The 17,809-nt window shown below is 72.5% G+C and carries 20 protein-coding genes; 13 read left to right on the forward strand and 7 right to left on the reverse strand.

Translation table 11 applies throughout. The features are described from left to right. Window positions 1-26 precede the first annotated feature (26 nt). From WDW90_RS12130 to WDW90_RS12150, 5 genes are all read left to right on the forward strand, one after another. Window positions 27-944 carry a GNAT family N-acetyltransferase gene (locus WDW90_RS12130; RefSeq protein ID WP_336487703.1) on the forward strand — a complete coding sequence of 306 codons (918 nt, stop codon included), beginning with the start codon at window positions 27-29 and terminating at the stop codon, window positions 942-944. A 10-nt stretch (window positions 945-954) separates the two neighbouring features. Continuing rightward, window positions 955-1,956, forward strand: coding sequence for an NAD(P)H-dependent glycerol-3-phosphate dehydrogenase (locus WDW90_RS12135; RefSeq protein WP_336487639.1), 1,002 nt, complete (start codon window positions 955-957; stop codon window positions 1,954-1,956). Continuing rightward, window positions 1,953-2,417, forward strand: coding sequence for a hypothetical protein (locus tag WDW90_RS12140; RefSeq protein ID WP_336487640.1), 465 nt, complete (start codon window positions 1,953-1,955; stop codon window positions 2,415-2,417). Before WDW90_RS12135 ends, WDW90_RS12140 begins: the two co-directional genes overlap by 4 nt. Window positions 2,418-2,600: 183 nt before the next feature. Further along, window positions 2,601-3,017, forward strand: a complete 417-nt coding sequence (locus tag WDW90_RS12145; protein ID WP_336487641.1) for an EVE domain-containing protein — start codon at window positions 2,601-2,603, stop codon at window positions 3,015-3,017. Window positions 3,018-3,119: 102 nt separating this feature from the next. After that, complete coding sequence (locus WDW90_RS12150) at window positions 3,120-3,734, forward strand: ParB-like protein (protein WP_336487642.1); 615 nt, start codon at window positions 3,120-3,122, stop codon at window positions 3,732-3,734. Window positions 3,735-3,737: 3 nt separating this feature from the next. Here the strand turns inward: WDW90_RS12150 and WDW90_RS12155 are convergent, their stop codons facing one another. After that, window positions 3,738-4,115, reverse strand: a complete 378-nt coding sequence (locus WDW90_RS12155) for a PRC-barrel domain-containing protein (protein WP_336487643.1) — start codon at window positions 4,113-4,115, stop codon at window positions 3,738-3,740. A 165-nt stretch (window positions 4,116-4,280) separates the two neighbouring features. On the opposite strand from WDW90_RS12155, the gene mepA reads away from it, so the two are divergent. Further along, window positions 4,281-5,213: a penicillin-insensitive murein endopeptidase gene (gene mepA, locus WDW90_RS12160; protein WP_336487644.1), complete on the forward strand. Its 933-nt coding sequence runs from the start codon at window positions 4,281-4,283 to the stop codon at window positions 5,211-5,213. A gap of 7 nt (window positions 5,214-5,220) precedes the next feature. Here the strand turns inward: mepA and WDW90_RS12165 are convergent, their stop codons facing one another. Then, the gene (locus WDW90_RS12165) at window positions 5,221-5,724 is read right to left on the reverse strand and encodes a TIGR00645 family protein (RefSeq protein WP_336487645.1); all 504 of its coding nucleotides are present in this window, start codon (window positions 5,722-5,724) and stop codon (window positions 5,221-5,223) included. A 254-nt stretch (window positions 5,725-5,978) separates the two neighbouring features. On the opposite strand from WDW90_RS12165, the gene WDW90_RS12170 reads away from it, so the two are divergent. Continuing rightward, window positions 5,979-7,172, forward strand: a complete 1,194-nt coding sequence (locus WDW90_RS12170) for a GGDEF domain-containing protein (protein ID WP_336487646.1) — start codon at window positions 5,979-5,981, stop codon at window positions 7,170-7,172. Window positions 7,173-7,194: 22 nt separating this feature from the next. On the opposite strand, the gene msrA is transcribed toward WDW90_RS12170, so the two are convergent. Together msrA and WDW90_RS12180 are read right to left on the reverse strand one after the other, a co-directional pair. Then, complete coding sequence (gene msrA, locus WDW90_RS12175; RefSeq protein WP_336487647.1) at window positions 7,195-7,851, reverse strand: peptide-methionine (S)-S-oxide reductase MsrA; 657 nt, start codon at window positions 7,849-7,851, stop codon at window positions 7,195-7,197. An 87-nt stretch (window positions 7,852-7,938) separates the two neighbouring features. Then, entirely contained in the window at window positions 7,939-8,259 is a 321-nt protein-coding gene (locus WDW90_RS12180; RefSeq protein ID WP_336487648.1) for a PetM family of cytochrome b6f complex subunit 7, read from the reverse strand. A gap of 170 nt (window positions 8,260-8,429) precedes the next feature. Between WDW90_RS12180 and WDW90_RS12185 the strand changes: the two genes are divergently transcribed. Both WDW90_RS12185 and WDW90_RS12190 read left to right on the forward strand, forming a co-directional pair. Further along, a complete protein-coding gene (locus WDW90_RS12185; protein WP_336487649.1) occupies window positions 8,430-9,128 on the forward strand; it encodes an HAD family hydrolase in 699 nt (232 codons plus the stop codon). Window positions 9,129-9,535: 407 nt separating this feature from the next. Next, window positions 9,536-9,877, forward strand: coding sequence for a hypothetical protein (locus WDW90_RS12190; protein WP_336487650.1), 342 nt, complete (start codon window positions 9,536-9,538; stop codon window positions 9,875-9,877). A gap of 14 nt (window positions 9,878-9,891) precedes the next feature. On the opposite strand, the gene WDW90_RS12195 is transcribed toward WDW90_RS12190, so the two are convergent. Together WDW90_RS12195 and WDW90_RS12200 are read right to left on the reverse strand one after the other, a co-directional pair. After that, window positions 9,892-10,602, reverse strand: a complete 711-nt coding sequence (locus WDW90_RS12195; RefSeq protein ID WP_336487651.1) for an invasion associated locus b family protein — start codon at window positions 10,600-10,602, stop codon at window positions 9,892-9,894. A gap of 350 nt (window positions 10,603-10,952) precedes the next feature. Beyond that, window positions 10,953-11,870, reverse strand: coding sequence for a hypothetical protein (locus WDW90_RS12200; RefSeq protein ID WP_336487652.1), 918 nt, complete (start codon window positions 11,868-11,870; stop codon window positions 10,953-10,955). Between the two features lie 379 nt (window positions 11,871-12,249). Between WDW90_RS12200 and WDW90_RS12205 the strand changes: the two genes are divergently transcribed. From WDW90_RS12205 to WDW90_RS12220, 4 genes are all read left to right on the forward strand, one after another. Beyond that, the gene (locus tag WDW90_RS12205; RefSeq protein ID WP_336487653.1) at window positions 12,250-12,849 is read left to right on the forward strand and encodes a superoxide dismutase; all 600 of its coding nucleotides are present in this window, start codon (window positions 12,250-12,252) and stop codon (window positions 12,847-12,849) included. Window positions 12,850-13,254: 405 nt separating this feature from the next. Next, window positions 13,255-14,784, forward strand: a complete 1,530-nt coding sequence (gene murJ / locus WDW90_RS12210; RefSeq protein ID WP_336487654.1) for a murein biosynthesis integral membrane protein MurJ — start codon at window positions 13,255-13,257, stop codon at window positions 14,782-14,784. A gap of 59 nt (window positions 14,785-14,843) precedes the next feature. Next, window positions 14,844-15,518 (forward strand): haloacid dehalogenase type II, encoded by a 675-nt coding sequence (locus tag WDW90_RS12215; RefSeq protein WP_336487655.1) that lies wholly within the window; start codon window positions 14,844-14,846, stop codon window positions 15,516-15,518. Window positions 15,519-15,661: 143 nt separating this feature from the next. Next, a complete protein-coding gene (locus WDW90_RS12220; RefSeq protein WP_431311024.1) occupies window positions 15,662-16,009 on the forward strand; it encodes a hypothetical protein in 348 nt (115 codons plus the stop codon). Between the two features lie 6 nt (window positions 16,010-16,015). Here WDW90_RS12220 and WDW90_RS12225 read toward each other — a convergent pair whose 3' ends face one another. Next, window positions 16,016-17,770, reverse strand: coding sequence for a carbamoyltransferase family protein (locus WDW90_RS12225; RefSeq protein ID WP_336487656.1), 1,755 nt, complete (start codon window positions 17,768-17,770; stop codon window positions 16,016-16,018). Window positions 17,771-17,809: the final 39 nt, after the last annotated feature.

The raw sequence follows: 17,809 nt of genomic DNA on the forward strand, positions 1-17,809 counted from the left end.
TCGGCCCGTCCGCGCACGCGCCGGACCTGTTCCCGGGCGACCCCGCCGCCGAGGTCCGGGCCCGCTGGCGCGACCTCGTGGACCGGCGCCTGCCCGCGGCCGCGCCGGGGCGTCCCGGCTGGCCGGTGCGCCTCGACCATTGCTTCGCCCGCATCCTCCTCGACAATGCCTGCGGCGGTCCCTGGCGCGAGCGCGTGGCCGCGCCCGCCTGGGCCAACATGCCGCCGGCCAGGCTCAGCGCGGCGATCGAGCTCGGCGAGGCCGTGCTGGCGGCCCGCGCCGACCTCGACCTGCTCGACCGGCGCTCCCTGCACTGGCGCGGCAAGCGGACGAGCGAGTCCGCGCCCGACGGCCTGCGGGACGGCACGCTCCTGCTCCGGCGCTGGCGGCGGGCGGACGACGCGCCCTTCGCGGCCCTCAACGCCGACCCCGCGGTGATGCGCCACTTTCCCGATGTGAAGAGCCGGGCCGAGAGCCTGTGGGAGGCCCGCGCCCTCGACCGGCGCTTCGAGGCGGACGGGTTCGGCCCCTGGGCGCTCGCCGCCGAAGCGGGGCCTGGCGGTCAGGCCGAGCCCTTCCTCGGCTTCGTCGGCGCCATGCGGCTGATGCGGCCGATGCCCTTCGCGGGCGGCGACCGGCCGGGCCACCTCGTCGAGGTGGGCTGGCGGCTGGCGCGGGCCGGCTGGGGCCGGGGCCTCGCCACCCGGGCGGCACGGCTCGCCCTTCACGACCTGTTCACCCGCTGCGGGGTCGAGGCGGCGGTGGCCTTCACGGCGGCCGGCAACGCACCCTCGCGCCGCGTGATGGAGCGCCTCGGCATGAGCCGCGACCCGGCCGAGGATTTCGATCACCCGGCGCTGTCCCCGGGTGATCCCCTGCGGCGCCACGTGCTGTATCGTCTGGCGGCCGCGGATTTCCTCGCCTCGGGGGAGGCGGCGGCATGAGGGCGACGGCATGAGCCAGCAGGATGAAGCGGTCGCGGTCGTGGGCGGTGGCGCCTGGGGAACGGCGCTCGCGAACGCCGCGGCGGCGGCCGGGCGGCCGGTCGTGCTCTGGCTGCGCGACGCCGAGGCCGCCGCGCGTCTGGAGGAGACGCGCGAGAATGCCCGCTATCTGCCGGGCGTGCCGCTCCATCCCCGTATCCGCGCGACCGCGAACGGCGCCGACCTGCGCGGTGCCGGGGCCGTCCTCCTGGTCTCCCCGGCGCAGACCACGCGCGCGGTGCTCGGGCAGCTCGGTCCCGATCTCGCGCCGGGAGCGCCGGTGGTGCTGTGCGCCAAGGGCATCGAGCGCGGCAGCGACGCCTTCATGAGCGCGGTCGCGGCCGAGACCCTGCCGCCCGGCACCCCGGTCGCCGTCCTCTCCGGTCCGAGCTTCGCCGCCGACGTCGCCCGGAATCTCCCCACCGCGGTCACGCTCGCGGCCGAGGATGCCGGCCTCGCCGCCGGTCTCGCCCGGATGCTGTCCGGCCCGAGCCTGCGCCTGTACCACACCGACGACGTCCGCGGCGTCGAGATCGGGGGAGCGGGCAAGAACGTGCTCGCGATCGCCTCCGGCATCGTCGCGGGCCGCGGCCTCGGCGAGAGCGCGCGGGCGGCGCTCATCGCCCGCGCCTTCGCGGAGCTGATGCGCTTCGCCCGCCAGTACGGCGGCCGGCCCGAGACCCTGATGGGCCTGTCGGGCCTCGGCGACCTCGTGCTCACGGCGTCCTCGCCGCAATCGCGCAACTTCGCCTTCGGACAGCGCCTCGGGGAGGGCGCGAGCCCGCAGGACGCTTCCGGCGGCAAGCTCGCGGAGGGCGCCTTCACGGCCGCCGCCCTGGTGGCGCTCGCCCGCGCCCGCTCGGTCGAGATGCCGGTGGCCGAGGCGGTCGCGGCCATCGTCTCGGGCGGGGCGAGCGTCGAGGGCGTCGTCGCCTCCCTCCTGGCCCGGCCCCTGCGCGGGGAGGCGGAGTGAGCGGCGGCCGCATCCACGCCTTCCCGGCGGGCACGGGCCGCGACGGCTCCGGCCGCACGCTGGCGCAGGTTCTCGCCTTCGACGACGCCCGCATCGAGGGCGTGCACGACTTCATCCAATGGTGCTTCCCCCTGCCGGAGGCGAGCCGGGCCGTACCGGGGGCGCCCGTGCTGAGCGCGCGGGAGGCGGAGGCGATCCGCGCCGACCCGGCCGCGCTGGCGGGCCTGCGTGCCGCGCTCGCGCGCATGCGGCGCTTCTACGACGAAACGGAGTTCTGGCTGCGCGCCCACGACCACAACCACCTGCGCATCAGCCGCATCCTCTCGGCCGTCCGGGCGCTCCTCGGGCCTGCCGAGGCCGAGGCGTTCCTCGCCCTCGTCACCGCGCGCAACGCGGAGCGCGGCGCGCCCGTCAACGCCGACAGCCTGCGCTACTGGCGCGATGCGCTCGGCCGGGGATGACGCCGCCGGGGCGATGGGAGCGCCCCGCGATCTCCGCTCGATCATGCTGCGTTTTGACCGAATCGGTCAAAACGCAGAAAACATGATCGATTCAATAAGTTAGAGCATGCTTTGAGCGAAAAGCCGTTGCCACTTTTCCGCGGCATGCTCTAAGCAGCCTCCCGCATCCGCGAGGGGACCCGCATGGCGCACTGGCTCTACAAGTCCGAACCCGAGGCGTGGTCCTGGGAGCAGCAGGTCGCGGCGGGGGAGGGCGGCACCTGCTGGAACGGCGTGCGCAACCACCTCGCCAAGAAGCACCTGATGGCCATGCAGGTCGGGGATCTCGGCTTCTTCTACCACTCGAACGAGGGCAAGGCGGTCGTCGGCATCGTCGAGGTGATCCGGCCCTACTATCCCGACCACACCGACGAGACCGGACGCTTCGGCATGGTCGACCTGCGCGCGGTCGAGGCGTTGCCGCGCCCCGTGAGCCTCGACGCCATCAAGGCGGAGCCCGGCCTGAAGGACATGGTGCTCGTCAACAATTCTCGCCTCTCGGTGCAGCCGGTCACGCAAGCCGAGTGGGCGCTCGTCCGCAGGATGGCTGGCCTGACCTGATGGGCTGCCCGGAACACGAAAGCGTGAGCGGCCGCCCACTTCCCGAGCGGGGCGGGCGGGTGTCTCTGGCAACGCTTGCCCGCTCAGGACGAGGAGGACACCATGACCATTCGCGAGCCGCTGCTGAAGCCGGTCCCGATCGCGGAGCTGCGCCCCACGCAGGTGACGGTCGGCTACCGCGAGGTCGAGGAGAAGCGCCGCCGCTGGCGCGAGCACGACCCGGACAAGCGGGCCGAGTTCCTCGGCGCCCACATGATCCCGACGCTGCTCGGGCCGAAGAAGCGCCACTACGTGATCGACCACCACCACCTCGCCCGCGCGCTTGAGCTGGAGGGGGTCGAGAACGTGCTGGTCACGGTCGTGGCCGACCTGCACAAGCTCGACAAGGACGCGTTCTGGACGGTCTGCGACCACAAGGCCTGGGCGCATCCCTACGATTCCGAGGGCGTGCGCGTCGGCTTCAAGGACATCCCGAAGGCGATCGCCGACCTCGCCGACGATCCCTACCGGAGCCTCGCCGGAGAACTCCGCCGCGCCGGCGGCTTCGCCAAGGACACCACGCCCTTCAGCGAATTCCTGTGGGCCGACTTCCTGCGCCGCAATGTCAAGGCGAAGCGCATCCAGCACGACTTCTCGCAGGCGATCGAAGAGGCGATGGCGCATGCCAAGTCGCCGGAGGCCGGCTACCTGCCGGGTTGGTGCGGCCCGGCGGAGTAGATCTCATATCCCCCAGTAGGGCGTCGCGTTGTAGTAGCGATGGACGTGCTCCTCCCAGTCCCGCTCCTGCGAGGGATCGGTGCCCTCCGGCGAGCGGGGCGGGGCGTCGCGCAGCTGCTCGGCGGTGATGTCCACCACGTAGGCGTCGAGTTCCGGCTCGAAGCGCAGCACGCTCCAGGGCAGGGTGTGGTAGCCCTCGCCGAGGCCGAGGAAGCCGCCGAAGCTCATCACCGCGTAGGCGACGCGGCCCGACTTCTTGTCGAGCATGAGCCGCTCGATCGTGCCGACGCGCTCGCCGTCGGGCCGGCGCACGTCGGTGCCGATCACCCGGTCGCTGGCGATCAGGCTGTGCGACCCCGTATCGGTGGTTGCGGATTCCATGACGTTACTCCCCACAAGCTGCGGTGCCTGCCCGAAAAACGCCGTCCGCGACGGCGACGTTCCGGCCTGTCCCGGGCGAGGATTCGCGAGCGCGATCCGGCCCGGGACATCGTGACGGCTCCCCGCCCCTCGACGCCTCCCCGCCCGACCGGATAGCTTGGCCCCATGCCGACACAGCCGCGCTTCGTCCTCGCCGCCACCGCCCTGGCGCTCCTCGCACTGACGGCCGGGGCGCGGGCCCAGGACAAGGGCAGCGTCAACCCGAAGCCCCTGCCGCCGCTCGCCGACCCGGATGCGCCGACGACGCCCGCCAAGGAGCTGTTCGGCCGGGCGACGGGTCCGGCGGCGGGCCCGGCCCATCCCTACGGCTCCTACGCGAAGGGCTGCTTCTCGGGTGGCGAGGCCCTGCCCGTCGACGGCGCCACCTGGCAGGTCATGCGGCTGTCGCGCAACCGGATGTGGGGCACGCCCTACCTCGTCGCCTTCCTGGAGCGGCTCGCGGCCAAGGCCCCGAAGGTGGGCTGGCCCGGGCTCCTCGTCGGCGACATGTCTCAGCCCCGCGGCGGCCCGATGCTGACCGGCCACGCCTCGCATCAGCTCGGGCTCGACGCCGACGTCTGGCTCACCCCGATGCCGGGTCACCGCATGAGCCGGGTCGAGCGCGAGGAGATCTCGGCCACCGACATGGTGCGGGCCGACCGTCTCGACATCGACCCTCAGGTGTGGACGCCCGAGCACACGCGGCTCATCCGCCTCACCGCCCAGCAGCCCGAGGTGGCGCGCATCTTCGTCAACGCCGCGATCAAGAAGGCGCTGTGCCGGGAGGCCGGCGGCGACCGCGGCTGGCTCACCAAGGTGCGCCCGATGTACGGGCACAATTACCACTACCATATCCGCCTCGCCTGCCCGGACGGGGCGGAGAGCTGCGGCGACCAGGCCCCGCCGCCGCCCGGCGACGGCTGCGGCGAGGAGCTGGCCTACTGGTTCAGCGACGCGGTCCTCCACCCGAAGCCCCCGAAGGTGAAGCCGAAGCCCAAGCCTCCGATGACGCTCGCGGCGCTGCCCGCCGCCTGCCGGGCCGTCCTGAAGGCGCGCTGAGCCCCGCCTACTTGTCGTGGTGGCCGGCCGCGACGCGGTCGGTCAGGGCCATCAGGAGCCCCGAGACCACGAAGATCATGTGCAGGCCGACGAGCCAGGCGAGGTCGCGGTCGGAACTGGCCTTCACGTCCATGAAGGCCTTGAGGAGCTGGATCGCCGAGATCGCCACGATCGAGGACATCAGCTTGAGCTTCAGTCCCGTGAAGTCGATCGTGCCCATCCATTCGGGCCAGTCCTTGTGGTCCGAATGGTCGAACTTCGAGACGAAGTTCTCGTAGCCCGAGAACATCACGATGATCAGGAGCGAGGCGGTGAAGGACAGGTCCACCAGCGTCAGCACGCCGAGGATCGTCTGCGACTCGTTCGATTCGAGAGCGTGGAGCGCGAAATGGGCGAGTTCCTGGAGGAGCTTGACCAGCAGCACGAACAGGCCGATCGCCAGCGCCCCGTAGAACGGGGCCAGCAGCCACCGGCACGCGAACAATGCCTTCTCGAAGGCTCTCTCCAGCATCCGTCTCTCGATTCCCGTGCACGACGGCGCGCTGTGTCGCATGCACCCGCGGGGGCGGCAAGCCGGTCGCCGCGACGGGCTGCTCGAGGATCGACCTGAACAATCCAGAGTCGTTGTCCGTAAGTCGGCGCCTTCGCGACTTGCAATCCCGCGCATCGATTGGTTGATCCGGGGCCATTGCAGATTAACCGGCAATAGAGCACTGTCTGGCAGGCTCGGTCCTGTTGGCACACCATCAGGTCGGATCGGGTCGCATGAGCGGGGAGACAGACGAAGCGCGGAATGTGGTCCTGTCCTTCTCGGCCCCGCGCACGCGGGTCGGGCGCTGGCTGATGCGCCCGCATCGCGCGCTCTCGCCGGCCGTCCACCACATCCTCCTGTCCAACTACTTCGCGAACCTGAAGGCCCTCGTGCTCGGCGGCCTGAACTCCGTCCTGGTCGCCACCGTCATCGCGCTGTGGCTGCGGAGCCCGGGCGTCGCTGCGCTGGCCGGACTCGACGCCCTGCTGCTCGTCCTGCGCGTCGTCGTGCGCGCGGGCTGCCACCGCAACGCGGCGCGGGGGCTGCCAACCGCGACGGACCTCTACGTCGGGATGAACCTGCTCTGGCCGACGCTGCAGGGACTCGTCACCCTGTGCGTCTTTCTGAGCGGCGACTGGCCGAGCATCCTGCTGGCTTCCGTATCCGCGGTCGCGGTGATGGGTCCCCTGTGCGTGCGCAACTTCAGCGTCCCGAACCTGGCGACGCTGCAATGTGCGGTGCTCGTTCTGCCGAACGTCTTCGCCGCGTTCTTCGTGCGGGAGCCGGTCCTCGGCCTGTTCGCGGTGCAACTGCCCTTCGCGGTGCTGGCCGTGCGGGGCGTCACCGAACAGGTGGCGCTCCTGGCGGGCGGCGCCTTCCAATCGACCCTGGAGAACGAGCGCGCCGCCCTGCGCGATCACCTCACCGGGCTCGGCAACCGCCGCGCCTTCGAGCGCGCCTGCCGGACGACGTTCGCGGGCGGCAGGAGCGCGCACATCCTCTGCCTCGACCTCGACGGCTTCAAACCGGTCAACGACCGGTACGGCCACCCGGCCGGAGACGCCGTCCTGACGGTCGTCGCGGGGCGCCTCAGGGCCGCGTTCGCGGGTGCGGCCGAGATCTTCCGCCTGGGCGGCGACGAGTTCGCGGCGGTCGGCAGCGGGCTCGACGGCGCGGCCCTGCGTGCCTTGGGCGAGCGCGCCATCACGGCGGTCGGCGAGCCGATCACGCTGCCCGGCGGCACGCAGGTCGAGGTGGGCATCACGGTGGGGGCCGCGGCCGCGTCGGCGGCCTCGATCACCCCCGGCGGCCTGTTCGAGATCGCCGATGCCGCCCTCTATCGCGCCAAGGCCGCCGGCAAGCGGCGCGTCGAGATCGGCACGCCGGGCTGGCCGCCCGCCACGGCCCGGGAGCGCCGGGCCGCCTGACCGCCCGCGCGCAGCGCTACCCTCAGGCTGCGACGCCGGTCCCGACGGGGCAGGAGACGCCGGTGCCGCCGAGCCCGCAATAGCCGCCCGGGTTCTTGGCGAGGTACTGCTGGTGGTAGTCTTCCGCGAAGTAGAAGTGCTCCAGCGGCTTGATCTCGGTGGTCACGTCGCCGTAGCCGCGCGCCTTCAGCGCCTCGGCATAGGCCGCGCGCACGCGCCGTGCGGTCTCGGCCTGCGCCTCGTCCGTGACGTAGATGCCGGAGCGGTACTGGGTGCCGACATCGTTGCCCTGGCGCATCCCCTGCGTCGGGTCGTGGCTCTCGAAGAAAGTCCCGAGCACGGATTCGAGGGGCAGCACGGAGGGGTCGAAGGCCACGAGCACGACCTCGTTGTGGCCGGTCATCCCGGTGCAGACCTCCTCGTAGGTCGGGTTCGGCGTGTGGCCGCCGGCATAGCCCACCGCCGTCACGACGATGCCCTCGGGCAATTGCCAGAACTTCCGCTCGGCGCCCCAGAAGCAGCCGAGGCCGAGCACGATCGTCCGCGTGCCCTCCGGGTAGGGGCCCTTGAGCGGGTTGCCGTTGACGAAGTGCCGCTCGGCGGTCGGGATCGGGTTCGGCCGGCCCGGCAGCGCGTCGGCGGGGCTCGGCATCTCGGGGCGCTTGCGGAACAGGAACATCGGGCATCCTCGCCGGCTCGGGAACGGGTCGCTGAACCGGAATATGGGGTGGCGCCCTCCATCCCGGAAGCGTGCCCGTCGCCGCGGTCACGGCCGCGTCAGGAAGCCGATCGGCTCGCGTGCGGGTTGGCCGAGCCAGAGGAGGATCGCGCCGAGCCCGAGCCCGAGCAGCGAGGCGGGCGCCAGGGTGAGCGGCAGGACGAGGAGCTGCCAGAGCCAGGGGGCGACGCCCTCGACCGTGCCCTGCAGCGCGCTCGCCTTGTCCTTGAACAGGGTGAAGAGGAGTTCGCTCAGCGGCGTCACCCGCAGGCCGTTATTCGCGATCGAGCGGGCGCCGTCGTAGACGAGGGCCACGAAGCCTCCGGCGAGGAGCAGGAGGCCGAGGAAGCGGCACAGGAAGCGGAACATCGCGTCTCTTCGGTCTCGCGCTCGGGGGCGGCCCGTGGCCGCCAGGGGTGGAGTAGGGGCCGGGCGGTTCCGGTGCAAGCGACGACGCGCGCGATTGCCGCCCGCAGGCCGCCCGTGCGAGAGGAGCGCCGCACGGAGACGCGGGACATCCCTTGGACATGGACGCAGGCATGAGCGGGAGCGGGCGGACCGTCGCGGCGGAGGTCCGGCCCATCGGGCTCGTCATCTTCGATTGCGACGGCGTTCTCATCGACAGCGAGCCGATCAGCCTCGCGCGCCTCACCGCGGGCCTCAACGGGATCGGCGTTGCCATCGACGTCGAGACCGTGCGGGCGCGCTTCGCCGGCACCTCGATGGCCTCGATCATGGGGCACGTCGCGCGCGATTACGGGGTCGCCGCGCCCGAGGGCTTCGTGGAGGCCGTCAAGGCCGACACGCTGCGAGCCTTCGACCGGGAGTTGCGTGCCATGACGGGCGTCGCGGCGGCGGTCTCCGCCCTCGGCATCCCGCACTGCGTCGCCTCGAGCAGCGATCCCGTGCGGCTGCGCCATTCCCTCGGGCTGACGGGCCTGCTGCCGCTCTTCGAGGGACGGATCTTCTCCTCGGTCGAGGTGGCGCGCGGCAAGCCGTTCCCGGACCTGTTCCTGCATGCCGCCGCCCGGATGGGCTCCGCCCCGGAAGCCTGCCTCGTCATCGAGGACAGCGTGCCGGGCGTCACGGCGGCGCGCGCCGCCGGCATGAGCGTCGTCGGCTTCACGGGAGGCGGCCATTGGCGGCACGACCCGGCGGGCGCCGACCTCACGGCGGCCGGGGCCTCGCGGATCTTCCGTGACTATTCCGACCTAGACCGAATGGTCGGGTTCGCCTGAGACCGAAGGAAGCGTCTGCTCGAATGTGGTCCTGGGCCGTACGTCTCCCACGGCCGAGCTTCTTTTCGAAAGAAATATCCCGTTGACGGAACGGGTTCGCGGCACCATCCTGAAGACGTCGAGCGATGTCCAGCTGCCTCGCTCGCCGCGGTGATTTGAAGTGTAGCTTGCGCCGCGTCACCAAACGCTAAAGCACCGCGAAGCGCTCGCGCATCGTGGTCCTTCGTTGAAAGGATGACTTGCCGTGACTGTTTCCACCGCCGTCCCGAGACTCCCCTATGCCTGCGCTTGGCCGTGCAGCGCGCGCGATTGCTGTCGAGGCTGACCCGCCCGCGAACCCTCCCGTCAGCCCGCGATCCGACCGCAAGGCCGCCCGTGAACGGACGGCCGCAGGAGTCCCGTGTCCGATGCCCCAGTTCCCCTCAGCCGAGAAGCCGCTCGCCCTCCAGTTCGCCGACCCCTTCGTCGACCATCTCCCGACGCTCGCCCGCCTCGATGGCCAAGCGGTACCGACGACGGCGGCCCGCATCATCGAGGTCGGCGAGGTGACGGCCGGCATCGCCGTGCCGGAGCCCGGCGGCGTCCGCTTCTTCTCCTCGTCGCGCGATTTCGATCCCCTGGACGGGGCGGTGTTCCGCAGCGTCGAGCAGGCCGCCAAGGCCGCGCGCGAGCGCCTCCGCCGGCGCGGTGGCCCCCGCGCCCGCCACGGCCTGCGCCACGAGGCGGGCCGGCGGCTCGTGGCCGTCTGATCGCGGCCGCGGCCCTACTTGCATTCCTCGCGGGTGCGCTTCATCGCCTCGCCGAACCCCGCCAGCGCGTACTCGTCGCTCGTCGGCTTGCCCCGCAGCGAGGTCGTCTTGACGAAGAGCTTCGGCGTGCGCCCGCTCATCTCGGCGACGACCCGCCCCTCCTCGGCCTGGTTCTGCAGCCAGGCGTTCCCGTCCTTCAGGACGAGCGGGTATCGGGTGTTGCCGAGGGTGAGGATCGGGTCCGTGGCGGCCGGCGGGGCGCCCGGCTTCGACTGGCTCGCGGCCGGCTTCGAGGGGAAGCCCAGCATCACCGCCACCTCGTTCTGCACGTTCTCGCCCTTGCGGACGGTGACGAACAGGTAGGCCTCGTCGCGCTTGAGGCTGCTCGGCACGCGCGCCGTCGGCTGCGCGATGGCGTAGCAGAGCCGGGTCTTGCCCTGGCCGCTCGCGAACACGTTCCAGTCGCCGATCACGGCCACCGGCGTCGCCTGCTGCATGCCGGGAGGCGTGACGGGCGCCTTGGCTGGCGTCTTGGCGGCCTGCGCCCGGCCGTGCCCCCGCCTCCGGCGGCCCCCGGCCTCCTCGGACGCGCCGTCCGCCTCCTGGGCGACGGCGCCGGTCAGGGCGAGGCCGAGCCCAGTGCCGCCCGCCGCGGCGAGGAGAGGGATGCCGGGGGCCGGCAGGGCGAGGGCTCCGACGAGGAGGCAGCGCAGGGCACGAAGCATCGACAGGTCCTGAGGGCGCGTCGGGCGCGACGAGAGGCGTGACCCGCCGCCGGGAGCGGCGGCCTGAGCGCGCGGGCGCGTCGGCGGACTCAGGGCGCAACTTGTGAAGCTTGAGCGCGGGTTCGGCAAGAGGCAGGCGCAGGGCAGACAAGGATCGCTGCCGGGCAGCGTCCAGCCGCGGCGGCGATTTGCCCCGCCGCCCCGGCCGCCCGTCCTGCGAGAGGCTTCCCCGCGCGGGCTCGTGGATTCGCGCATCGGCGCCGGTGCCACGTCGGCCGGACCGGGCGCGCCTCACCCGTCCCGCTCAAGGGGCCGTCGGTGCCGGCGGGCGAGAATCTGGCAGCAGCGGCTCAGGCGGCGCCCCGCGCGTCCGACTCGCCGCCGGATTCCACGAAGGCCTTGAGCTCGTCGAGGGAGCCGAAGGTGAAGCGGCCGCGCGGAGTGTCAGCCTCGATCGCGCCGTTGGAATACATCACGTAGGTGTTGCCCCCCGACGCGTAGGTGCCGACCACCTCGAGCTTCGGCTCGGTCTCGGCGGGTTCCTGAGCCGGCTCCGGCTCGGAGGGGGCTTCGGGCTCCGGCGCGGTGTCGAGGGCCGGGCGCAGCGGCGGCGCCACCTCCGCCTCGCTCGCGGCGGGGCGCACGGGCTCGGGTGCCGCGAACAGGTCGTCCTCGGGAGCGATGCCGTCATCCGGCTCGGCCGCGGGCGAAGGCTCGGTCGAGCCCGTCCCCGGCTCCGGCATGGCCGCGGAGGGTTCCGTCAGCGGCTCCGCCAGGGGCAATTCGGGCTCTGCCGGGTCGGGCCGCGCCGCGGGCTCGTCGCGGCGGGCGACGAGCGCGTCCGCGAAGGTCGGTTCGGTGGGCGTGCGGCCCGTCGCCGGCGCGGCGCCCCCGAGCGTGGCGGCCCCGAGAGCGGCACCTCCGAACGCGGCCCCGCCGAGGATCGGACGCGCCGTGCCGAAGGCCGCCGCCGGGGCTTCCGGCAGGATCGGATCGAGCCGCGGCGGCGCGGCCTGCGGCCTCGTCCCGAAATCCGGAGCCGGAGCGGCGTCGAGCCCGCGCCGCGCGGCGAAGGCCCGCTCCACGTGCTTCAGGCCGAGCGCCACGGCCCCGAGACCGATCAGGACGGCGCCGGCCGAGGCCACGGTCGCGCCCGCGATCACCATCGCGAGACCGCTCTCGAGACGGACGAATGGAAAGCCCTGGATCACGGACGCGGTGCCGCCGATGATCATGAGGGCGGCGAGCGCGAACAGCGCGAGGATCATGGAACTCTCTGACTGACAGGCCGGGAACGCGGGCTCCGGACAGTAAGGCGCTGGCGCCGTTTTGCAAAACCGCGCCGGGCCCCCGGGCCGGCAAACGGCCGGTCATCCACGGGGATGTCGCCTGGGCAAGCCGGTCCGCACAGGCCGGCCGGCTCCGAGCACCGGGATACCGCGGCTGCCGGCGGGCGCAAGCGTTCTTTCGCACAGCCTGTTCGCCGGGGCGGCGTTGCCCTGGCCAGGGCACCGACTTACCTAAGCGGCCGTTGCCTTAAGTGCGGCGCGCGCCCCGCGTGGCCGCCGGCGAGAGACGTCACCCCGCGCGTTTCAGGAACGTCCCCCGACCGTCCCTGAAGCCGCCTTCCATCATGGAGAGATGCCGATGACCTTCACCCTGCCGGAACTCCCCTACGCCTACGACGCGCTCGGCCCCTACATGTCGAAGGAGACGCTCGAGTTCCACCACGACAAGCACCACAAGGCTTATGTCGACACGGGCAACAAGCTGCTGGAGGGCACGGACCTCCAGGGCAAGAGCGTCGAGGAGGTCGTCAAGGCGAGCTACAACACCAACCAGGCGCTCTTCAACAACGCCGGCCAGCACTACAACCACATCCACTTCTGGCAGTGGATGAAGCCGAACGGCGGCGGCGCGATCCCGGGTGCGCTTGCCAAGAAGATCGACGAGGATCTCGGCGGCGCGGAGAAGTTCAAGGCGGACTTCATCCAGGCGGGCGTCGGGCAGTTCGGCTCGGGCTGGGCCTGGCTCGCGGTCAAGGACGGCAAGCTCGCCATCATGAAGACCCCGAACGGCGAGAACCCGCTCGTGCACGGCGCCAAGCCCATCCTCGGCGTCGACGTGTGGGAGCACTCCTACTACATCGACTACCGCAACCGCCGCCCCGACTACCTCAAGGCCTTCGTCGAGAACCTCGTGAACTGGGAGCACGTGGAGGCGATGTACGCCGAGGCGTCGAGATAGGCGCTTTTGCACGTCGCGCCGCAGGCCGCCGGCCCGCGGCGCGCGTCCCTCGCGATTCGCCCCTTGAGACGGCGCTCAAAACGGGCTCTTGATGCGCCCCGCCGGGCCGACCCGGACGAGATGAGGCGCCAGGGCCATTCCCACAGGATCGAACGAACGCCGCGCCGCGGGGGCGCAGCCATGGGTCACGCGGACTGGCCGCGCATCGAGCGCGGATCACCTCTCCCGTGCCGGAGAGGTCGAGTCCGCGCCGGAGGACCGGGTGAGGGATGAGTCCTTTCCGGAGAGGTCGCATCCCTCACCCCAACCCTCTCCCGAACGGGAGAGGGGGCCTGTCGCGTCCATGCGTCTGCCACGGGTGTCGATCTCACCGGCCGCCGCTCCCGAGCAGCCCGTCGCCCGCCCATGATCCGCTCCATCCTCTCGGTCGGCGGCTGGACGCTGGTCTCGCGCGTCACCGGCTTCGCCCGCGACGTGGTCATGGCCGCCGTGATGGGCGCCGGGCCGGTCGCCGACGCCTTCGTGGTCGCCTTCCGGCTGCCGAACCATTTCCGGGCGATCTTCGGCGAGGGCGCCTTCAACACCGCCTTCGTGCCGACCTATGCCGGCCTCGAGGAGGCCGGTGCCGTGGGCGAGGGCCGGGCCTTCGCCGACCGCATCTTCAGCCTGATGCTGATCACGCAGATCGTGCTGCTGGCGCTGGCGCTGCCGGCGATGCCGTGGGTGGTGCGGGCGCTGGCGCCGGGCTTCTCGGAGGATCCGGAGCGGTTCGCGCTCGCCGTCTCACTCACCCGCATCACCTTCCCTTACCTGCTGTTCATGACGCTGGTGACGCTGCTCTCGGGCGTGCTCAACGCGCATCGGCGCTTCGCGGTGGCGGCCGGCGCGCCCGTGCTCCTCAATCTCGCGATGCTGTCCGCCCTCGCGCTCGCCTTCCTGTTCCCGAATGCCGGCTACGCGGCGGCCTGGGGCGTGGCCGTGTCGGGCCTGCTGCAGTTCGGGCTGCTCTGGTGGGGCTGCCGCCGGGCCGGCGTCGCCCCGCGGCCCGCCGCGCCGGGCCTGCGCGACCCCGCCATGACCCGCTTCTTCCGGGTGCTGGGCCCGGCCGTGATCGGCTCGGCCGGGTTCCAGATCGCGGCGTTCGCCGACACCATCATCGCGAGCCTCCTGCCCACGGGCGCCGTCTCGGCCCTCTACTACGCCGACCGGCTCTACCAGCTGCCCTTCGGGGTGATCGCGATCGCGGCCGGCACCGTGCTGCTGCCCGAGATGAGCCGGCGCATCGCGGCCGGCGACGTCGCGGGCGCGCACGCGGCGCAGAACCGGGCGGCTGGTTTCTCGCTCGCGCTCTCGGCCCCCTTCACGGTGGCCTTCCTGACGCTGCCCGGCCTGATCATGGCGGCCCTGTTCCAGCGCGGCGCCTTCAGCGCCGAGGATGCCGCACGCGCGGCCTCGGTGCTCGCCGCCTACGGCCTGGCGCTGCCCGCGGTGGTGCTGGTGCGCAGCGCCGTGGCGAGCTTCTACGCCCGCCAGGACACCGCGACGCCGCTCTACGCCTCGCTCACCGCCATCGCGGTCAACGTCGCGTTGAAGCTCCTGCTCACCGGCCCCTACGGCGTCACCGGCCTCGCGCTCGCCACCGCGGTGAGCCAGTGGGTGAACCTGATCCTGCTCGTCGCCCTCGCCTGGCGCCGGGGCTGGACCGCGCCGGGGCGCAGCCTCGGCGTCACCGTGCTCGGCGTCGCGCTCGCCTGCCTGGGGCTCGCCGCGACGGCCCTGGTCGGCCTGCCGCTCGCCGAGCGAATCGTGCCGGCCCTGCCGCACCTGCGCGAGATCGCCGTGCTGAGCCTTCTGGGGCTCGCGGGCGCCGCGGTCTACGGGCTCCTGCTCGTCGCCACGCTCCACCTGTTCGGGCTTCGTCTGCGCCGCGCCTGACGCTCTGGAAGCGGGGCCGCCCCGCGCCAGATGTGAGGACGACACGCGCGAGAACCAGCATGGGCGAGCAGACCCTCACCGCCGGCAGGAAAGCCGCCGTCTTCGATGCCTACGGCACCCTGTTCGACGTCCATTCCGCCGTGCAGCGCCACGCGGAGGCCGTGGGGCCGGACGCCGCCCGCCTCTCGGAGGCTTGGCGCAGCAAGCAGCTCGAGTACAGCTGGGTCCTCGCCCTGATGGGGCGCTACCGGAGCTTCTGGTCGCTGACCGAAGCTGCGCTCGACCATGCGCTCGCCCTGCATCCGGGGGTGGACCGGGCCTTGCGCGAGCGGCTCCTCGACGCCTATCGCGACCTCGACGCTTATCCCGAGGTGCCGGCCGCTCTGCGGGCCCTCCAGGCCCGAGGCATCCGCACCGCGATCCTGTCGAACGGCAATGCCGAGATGCTGGAGCGGGCGGTCTCCTCCGCCGGGCTCTCCGGCTGCCTCGACGCGGTCCTGTCGGTCGACGCGGCGAAGACCTTCAAGACGGCGCCGGCCGCCTACCGGATCGCCCTCGACCGGTTCGGGATCGGAGCGCACGAGGTGCTGTTCTGCTCCTCGAACCGCTGGGACATCGCCGGCGCCGCCGCCTTCGGCTTCGCGACCGCCTGGGTCAACCGCAAGAGCCTGCCGGACGAGTATGCCGACCTGCCGCCGACGGCCGTGATCGGCAGCCTCGACGCGCTCGTCTGAGGCGCGCGGCAGGTGCCGCTGCGCACGGGACGCCGCGGCGTACCGTCACGTGCGCGGAAGGAGCAGCTCTCGCCGGGCTCCGTTCGGCGATTCTTAAGCATCCTGCTGTTCTTCTCGCGCAGAGGTTTCGGGAGATCACGACCGTGCGCGCCACCACCCCATCACTCGGATTCCGGGCTGCCTTCCTCGGCGCCCTGCTGCTCGCGGCCGGCCTTCAGGGGGCCAGCGCCCGCGACGGCGTCAACGCCGCGATCCTCGGCGGCGTCGCCGGCGGCGTGCTGGGCGGCGTCGCGGCGGGCGCCATCATCAACGGCGCCCAGCCCGCCCCACCCCCGCCGCCGGCCTACCGCCCGCGCCCGGTCTACGTGGAGGAGCAGCCCGAGGTCGTGTACGAGCGCCCGCGCCGCGCGCCCGTCTGCCACTACGAGCGCCGCAAGGTGTGGATCGACGACGCCGAGTTCACCTATAAGCGCGTCGAGATCTGCGAGTAGGATCCCTCACTTCACGAGAAGCCAGTCCTCCACCACGAGGGCGTCGAGCCCCGTGGTGTAGAACATCAGGATCGCGTCCTCCGCCGTGTGGAGGATCGGCTTGCCCATCACGTTGAAGCTCGTGTTGAGAAGGCAGGGCACGCCCGTGCGCTCGGCGAAGGCGGCGATCAGCGCCGCGTAGGCCGGGTTGCGCTCGGGCGTCACGCTCTGCAGCCGCCCGGTCCCGTCCGCGTGCACCACCGCCGGGACCCGGCCCCGCACCGCCTCGCGCCAGACGAGCGTGCGTTCCATGTAGGGGCTGTCGGCGTAATCCTCGAACCAGTCCGGCCCGGCCTCGGCCAGGATCGAGGGCGCGAAGGGCCGGAAGGCCTCGCGGTACTTCACCTTGGCGTTGAGCGCGTCCTTGGCGTGGGCCGGGCGCGGGTCGGCCAGGATCGAGCGGTTCCCGAGGGCGCGGGGCCCGAACTCGGCCCGCCCCTGCACCCAGCCGACGAGCCCGCCCTCCGCCAGGATGCGGGCGGCCTCCCGGGTGACGCCGTCATGGCCGAGGCAGCGTGCCCTCGGCTCCCAGGCGGCCATGCGCTCGAAGGGCTCGGTGGAGACGCGCGCGCCGAGATAGGGGGTCAGCGGCCGCGCTTGCCGGTCCGGCCCGGCCCAGTCCGGATGGTCTTCGGCATAGGCGAGCCAGGCGGCCCCGATCGCGGTGCCGTCGTCGCCCGGCGCCGAGGGCACGTGCAGGCGCCGGAACCCCGAGCGGCCGAGCACCCGGCCATTATACGAGGAGTTGAGCCCGCAGCCGCCCGCGATGACGAGGTTCTCGTGGGGGGCGAGCGCCTCGGCCTCGGCCACGAGCACGTCCATCATCTCGGCAAAGACGTCCTGGCCGCAGCGGGCGAGGTCGGCCCAGCCGGCCTCCCGCGCGTCGGCGGGGCGACGCGACAGGATCTCATCCGCGACCGCCCGCACGGTGGCGTCGTCGGCGAACCGCAGCCGCCCGCCCTCGGCCGAGAACAGGCGGCGCAGGAGCCCCATCAGCTCCGGGTCCTGCCGGCCGTAGGGGGCGAGCCCCATGATCTTCCATTCCTCGCCCTTGACCTGGTCGAAGCCCGCGAGATCCGTCACGAGCCCGTACAGGAAGCCGACCGAGCCGCGCCCGCGATGGCGGCGCACCTCCTCGATGCGGTTGGCGCGCATCCGATAGATCGCGGCCGCCCCTGTCTCGCCCATGCCGTCGACGATCAGCGCCGTCGCCTCGTCGAACGGGCTGCCCCAGAGCCCGTAGGCCGCGTGGGTCAGGTGATGCGGGTAGCGCCGCTGCGCCGCGATCGCGGCGCGGGGCGTGCCGGTCCAGCGGGTCTCCTGGTCGAGCGCCAGCAGGGTGCCGTAGCCGGCCCGCATCTGCGCGAGGTTGAGCTCGGCGATGAAGACACGCTCGGCGCGCTCGGGCACGAAGGACCGGTTCAGCGCGGTGCCGTGCTGCCTCAGCGCCTCGACCGTGAAGGCTCCGGCCTGCGCCTGCCCGTGCAGGAACGCGGTGAATTGCGGGCCCCAGGTCGAGGCGAGCACGATCTCGGAGCCGCGCGGCACGTGCTCTTCGAGGAGCCCGATCATCCGGGTCGCGGCGTCGGGCTCGCAGTTCGGCGCGCGCTTGTACTGCAGGAACCGCTCGGCGGCCTCCGCGAAGAGCACGCGCCCGTCCGGGCCAACCAGGGCGAGGGCCGGGTCGTGGAAGGTGGTGGCGAGGCCGAGATAGTAGCGCATCGGGTCTCCGTTCGGGCGGGCCGGGTCGCACGGATGAGG

Source organism: Methylobacterium nigriterrae (assembly GCF_037106235.1).
Taxonomy (GTDB): domain Bacteria; phylum Pseudomonadota; class Alphaproteobacteria; order Rhizobiales; family Beijerinckiaceae; genus Methylobacterium; species Methylobacterium nigriterrae.

Excerpts from the sequence above, each read along its gene's own strand:
- WDW90_RS12195 (WP_336487651.1), bottom strand. The coding sequence starts at position 10,602 with ATGCTTCGTGCCCTGCGCTGCCTCCTCGTCGGAGCCCTCGCCCTGCCG.
- murJ (WP_336487654.1), top strand. The coding sequence starts at position 13,255 with ATGATCCGCTCCATCCTCTCGGTCGGCGGCTGGACGCTGGTCTCGCGC.
- WDW90_RS12180 (WP_336487648.1), bottom strand. The coding sequence starts at position 8,259 with ATGTTCCGCTTCCTGTGCCGCTTCCTCGGCCTCCTGCTCCTCGCCGGA.
- WDW90_RS12145 (WP_336487641.1), top strand. The coding sequence starts at position 2,601 with ATGGCGCACTGGCTCTACAAGTCCGAACCCGAGGCGTGGTCCTGGGAG.
- WDW90_RS12165 (WP_336487645.1), bottom strand. The coding sequence starts at position 5,724 with ATGCTGGAGAGAGCCTTCGAGAAGGCATTGTTCGCGTGCCGGTGGCTG.
- WDW90_RS12215 (WP_336487655.1), top strand. The coding sequence starts at position 14,844 with ATGGGCGAGCAGACCCTCACCGCCGGCAGGAAAGCCGCCGTCTTCGAT.
- WDW90_RS12190 (WP_336487650.1), top strand. The coding sequence starts at position 9,536 with ATGCCCCAGTTCCCCTCAGCCGAGAAGCCGCTCGCCCTCCAGTTCGCC.
- mepA (WP_336487644.1), top strand. The coding sequence starts at position 4,281 with ATGCCGACACAGCCGCGCTTCGTCCTCGCCGCCACCGCCCTGGCGCTC.
- WDW90_RS12225 (WP_336487656.1), bottom strand. The coding sequence starts at position 17,770 with ATGCGCTACTATCTCGGCCTCGCCACCACCTTCCACGACCCGGCCCTC.
- WDW90_RS12170 (WP_336487646.1), top strand. The coding sequence starts at position 5,979 with ATGAGCGGGGAGACAGACGAAGCGCGGAATGTGGTCCTGTCCTTCTCG.
- WDW90_RS12200 (WP_336487652.1), bottom strand. The coding sequence starts at position 11,870 with ATGATCCTCGCGCTGTTCGCGCTCGCCGCCCTCATGATCATCGGCGGC.
- WDW90_RS12135 (WP_336487639.1), top strand. The coding sequence starts at position 955 with ATGAGCCAGCAGGATGAAGCGGTCGCGGTCGTGGGCGGTGGCGCCTGG.
- WDW90_RS12185 (WP_336487649.1), top strand. The coding sequence starts at position 8,430 with ATGAGCGGGAGCGGGCGGACCGTCGCGGCGGAGGTCCGGCCCATCGGG.
- WDW90_RS12155 (WP_336487643.1), bottom strand. The coding sequence starts at position 4,115 with ATGGAATCCGCAACCACCGATACGGGGTCGCACAGCCTGATCGCCAGC.
- msrA (WP_336487647.1), bottom strand. The coding sequence starts at position 7,851 with ATGTTCCTGTTCCGCAAGCGCCCCGAGATGCCGAGCCCCGCCGACGCG.
- WDW90_RS12150 (WP_336487642.1), top strand. The coding sequence starts at position 3,120 with ATGACCATTCGCGAGCCGCTGCTGAAGCCGGTCCCGATCGCGGAGCTG.
- WDW90_RS12205 (WP_336487653.1), top strand. The coding sequence starts at position 12,250 with ATGACCTTCACCCTGCCGGAACTCCCCTACGCCTACGACGCGCTCGGC.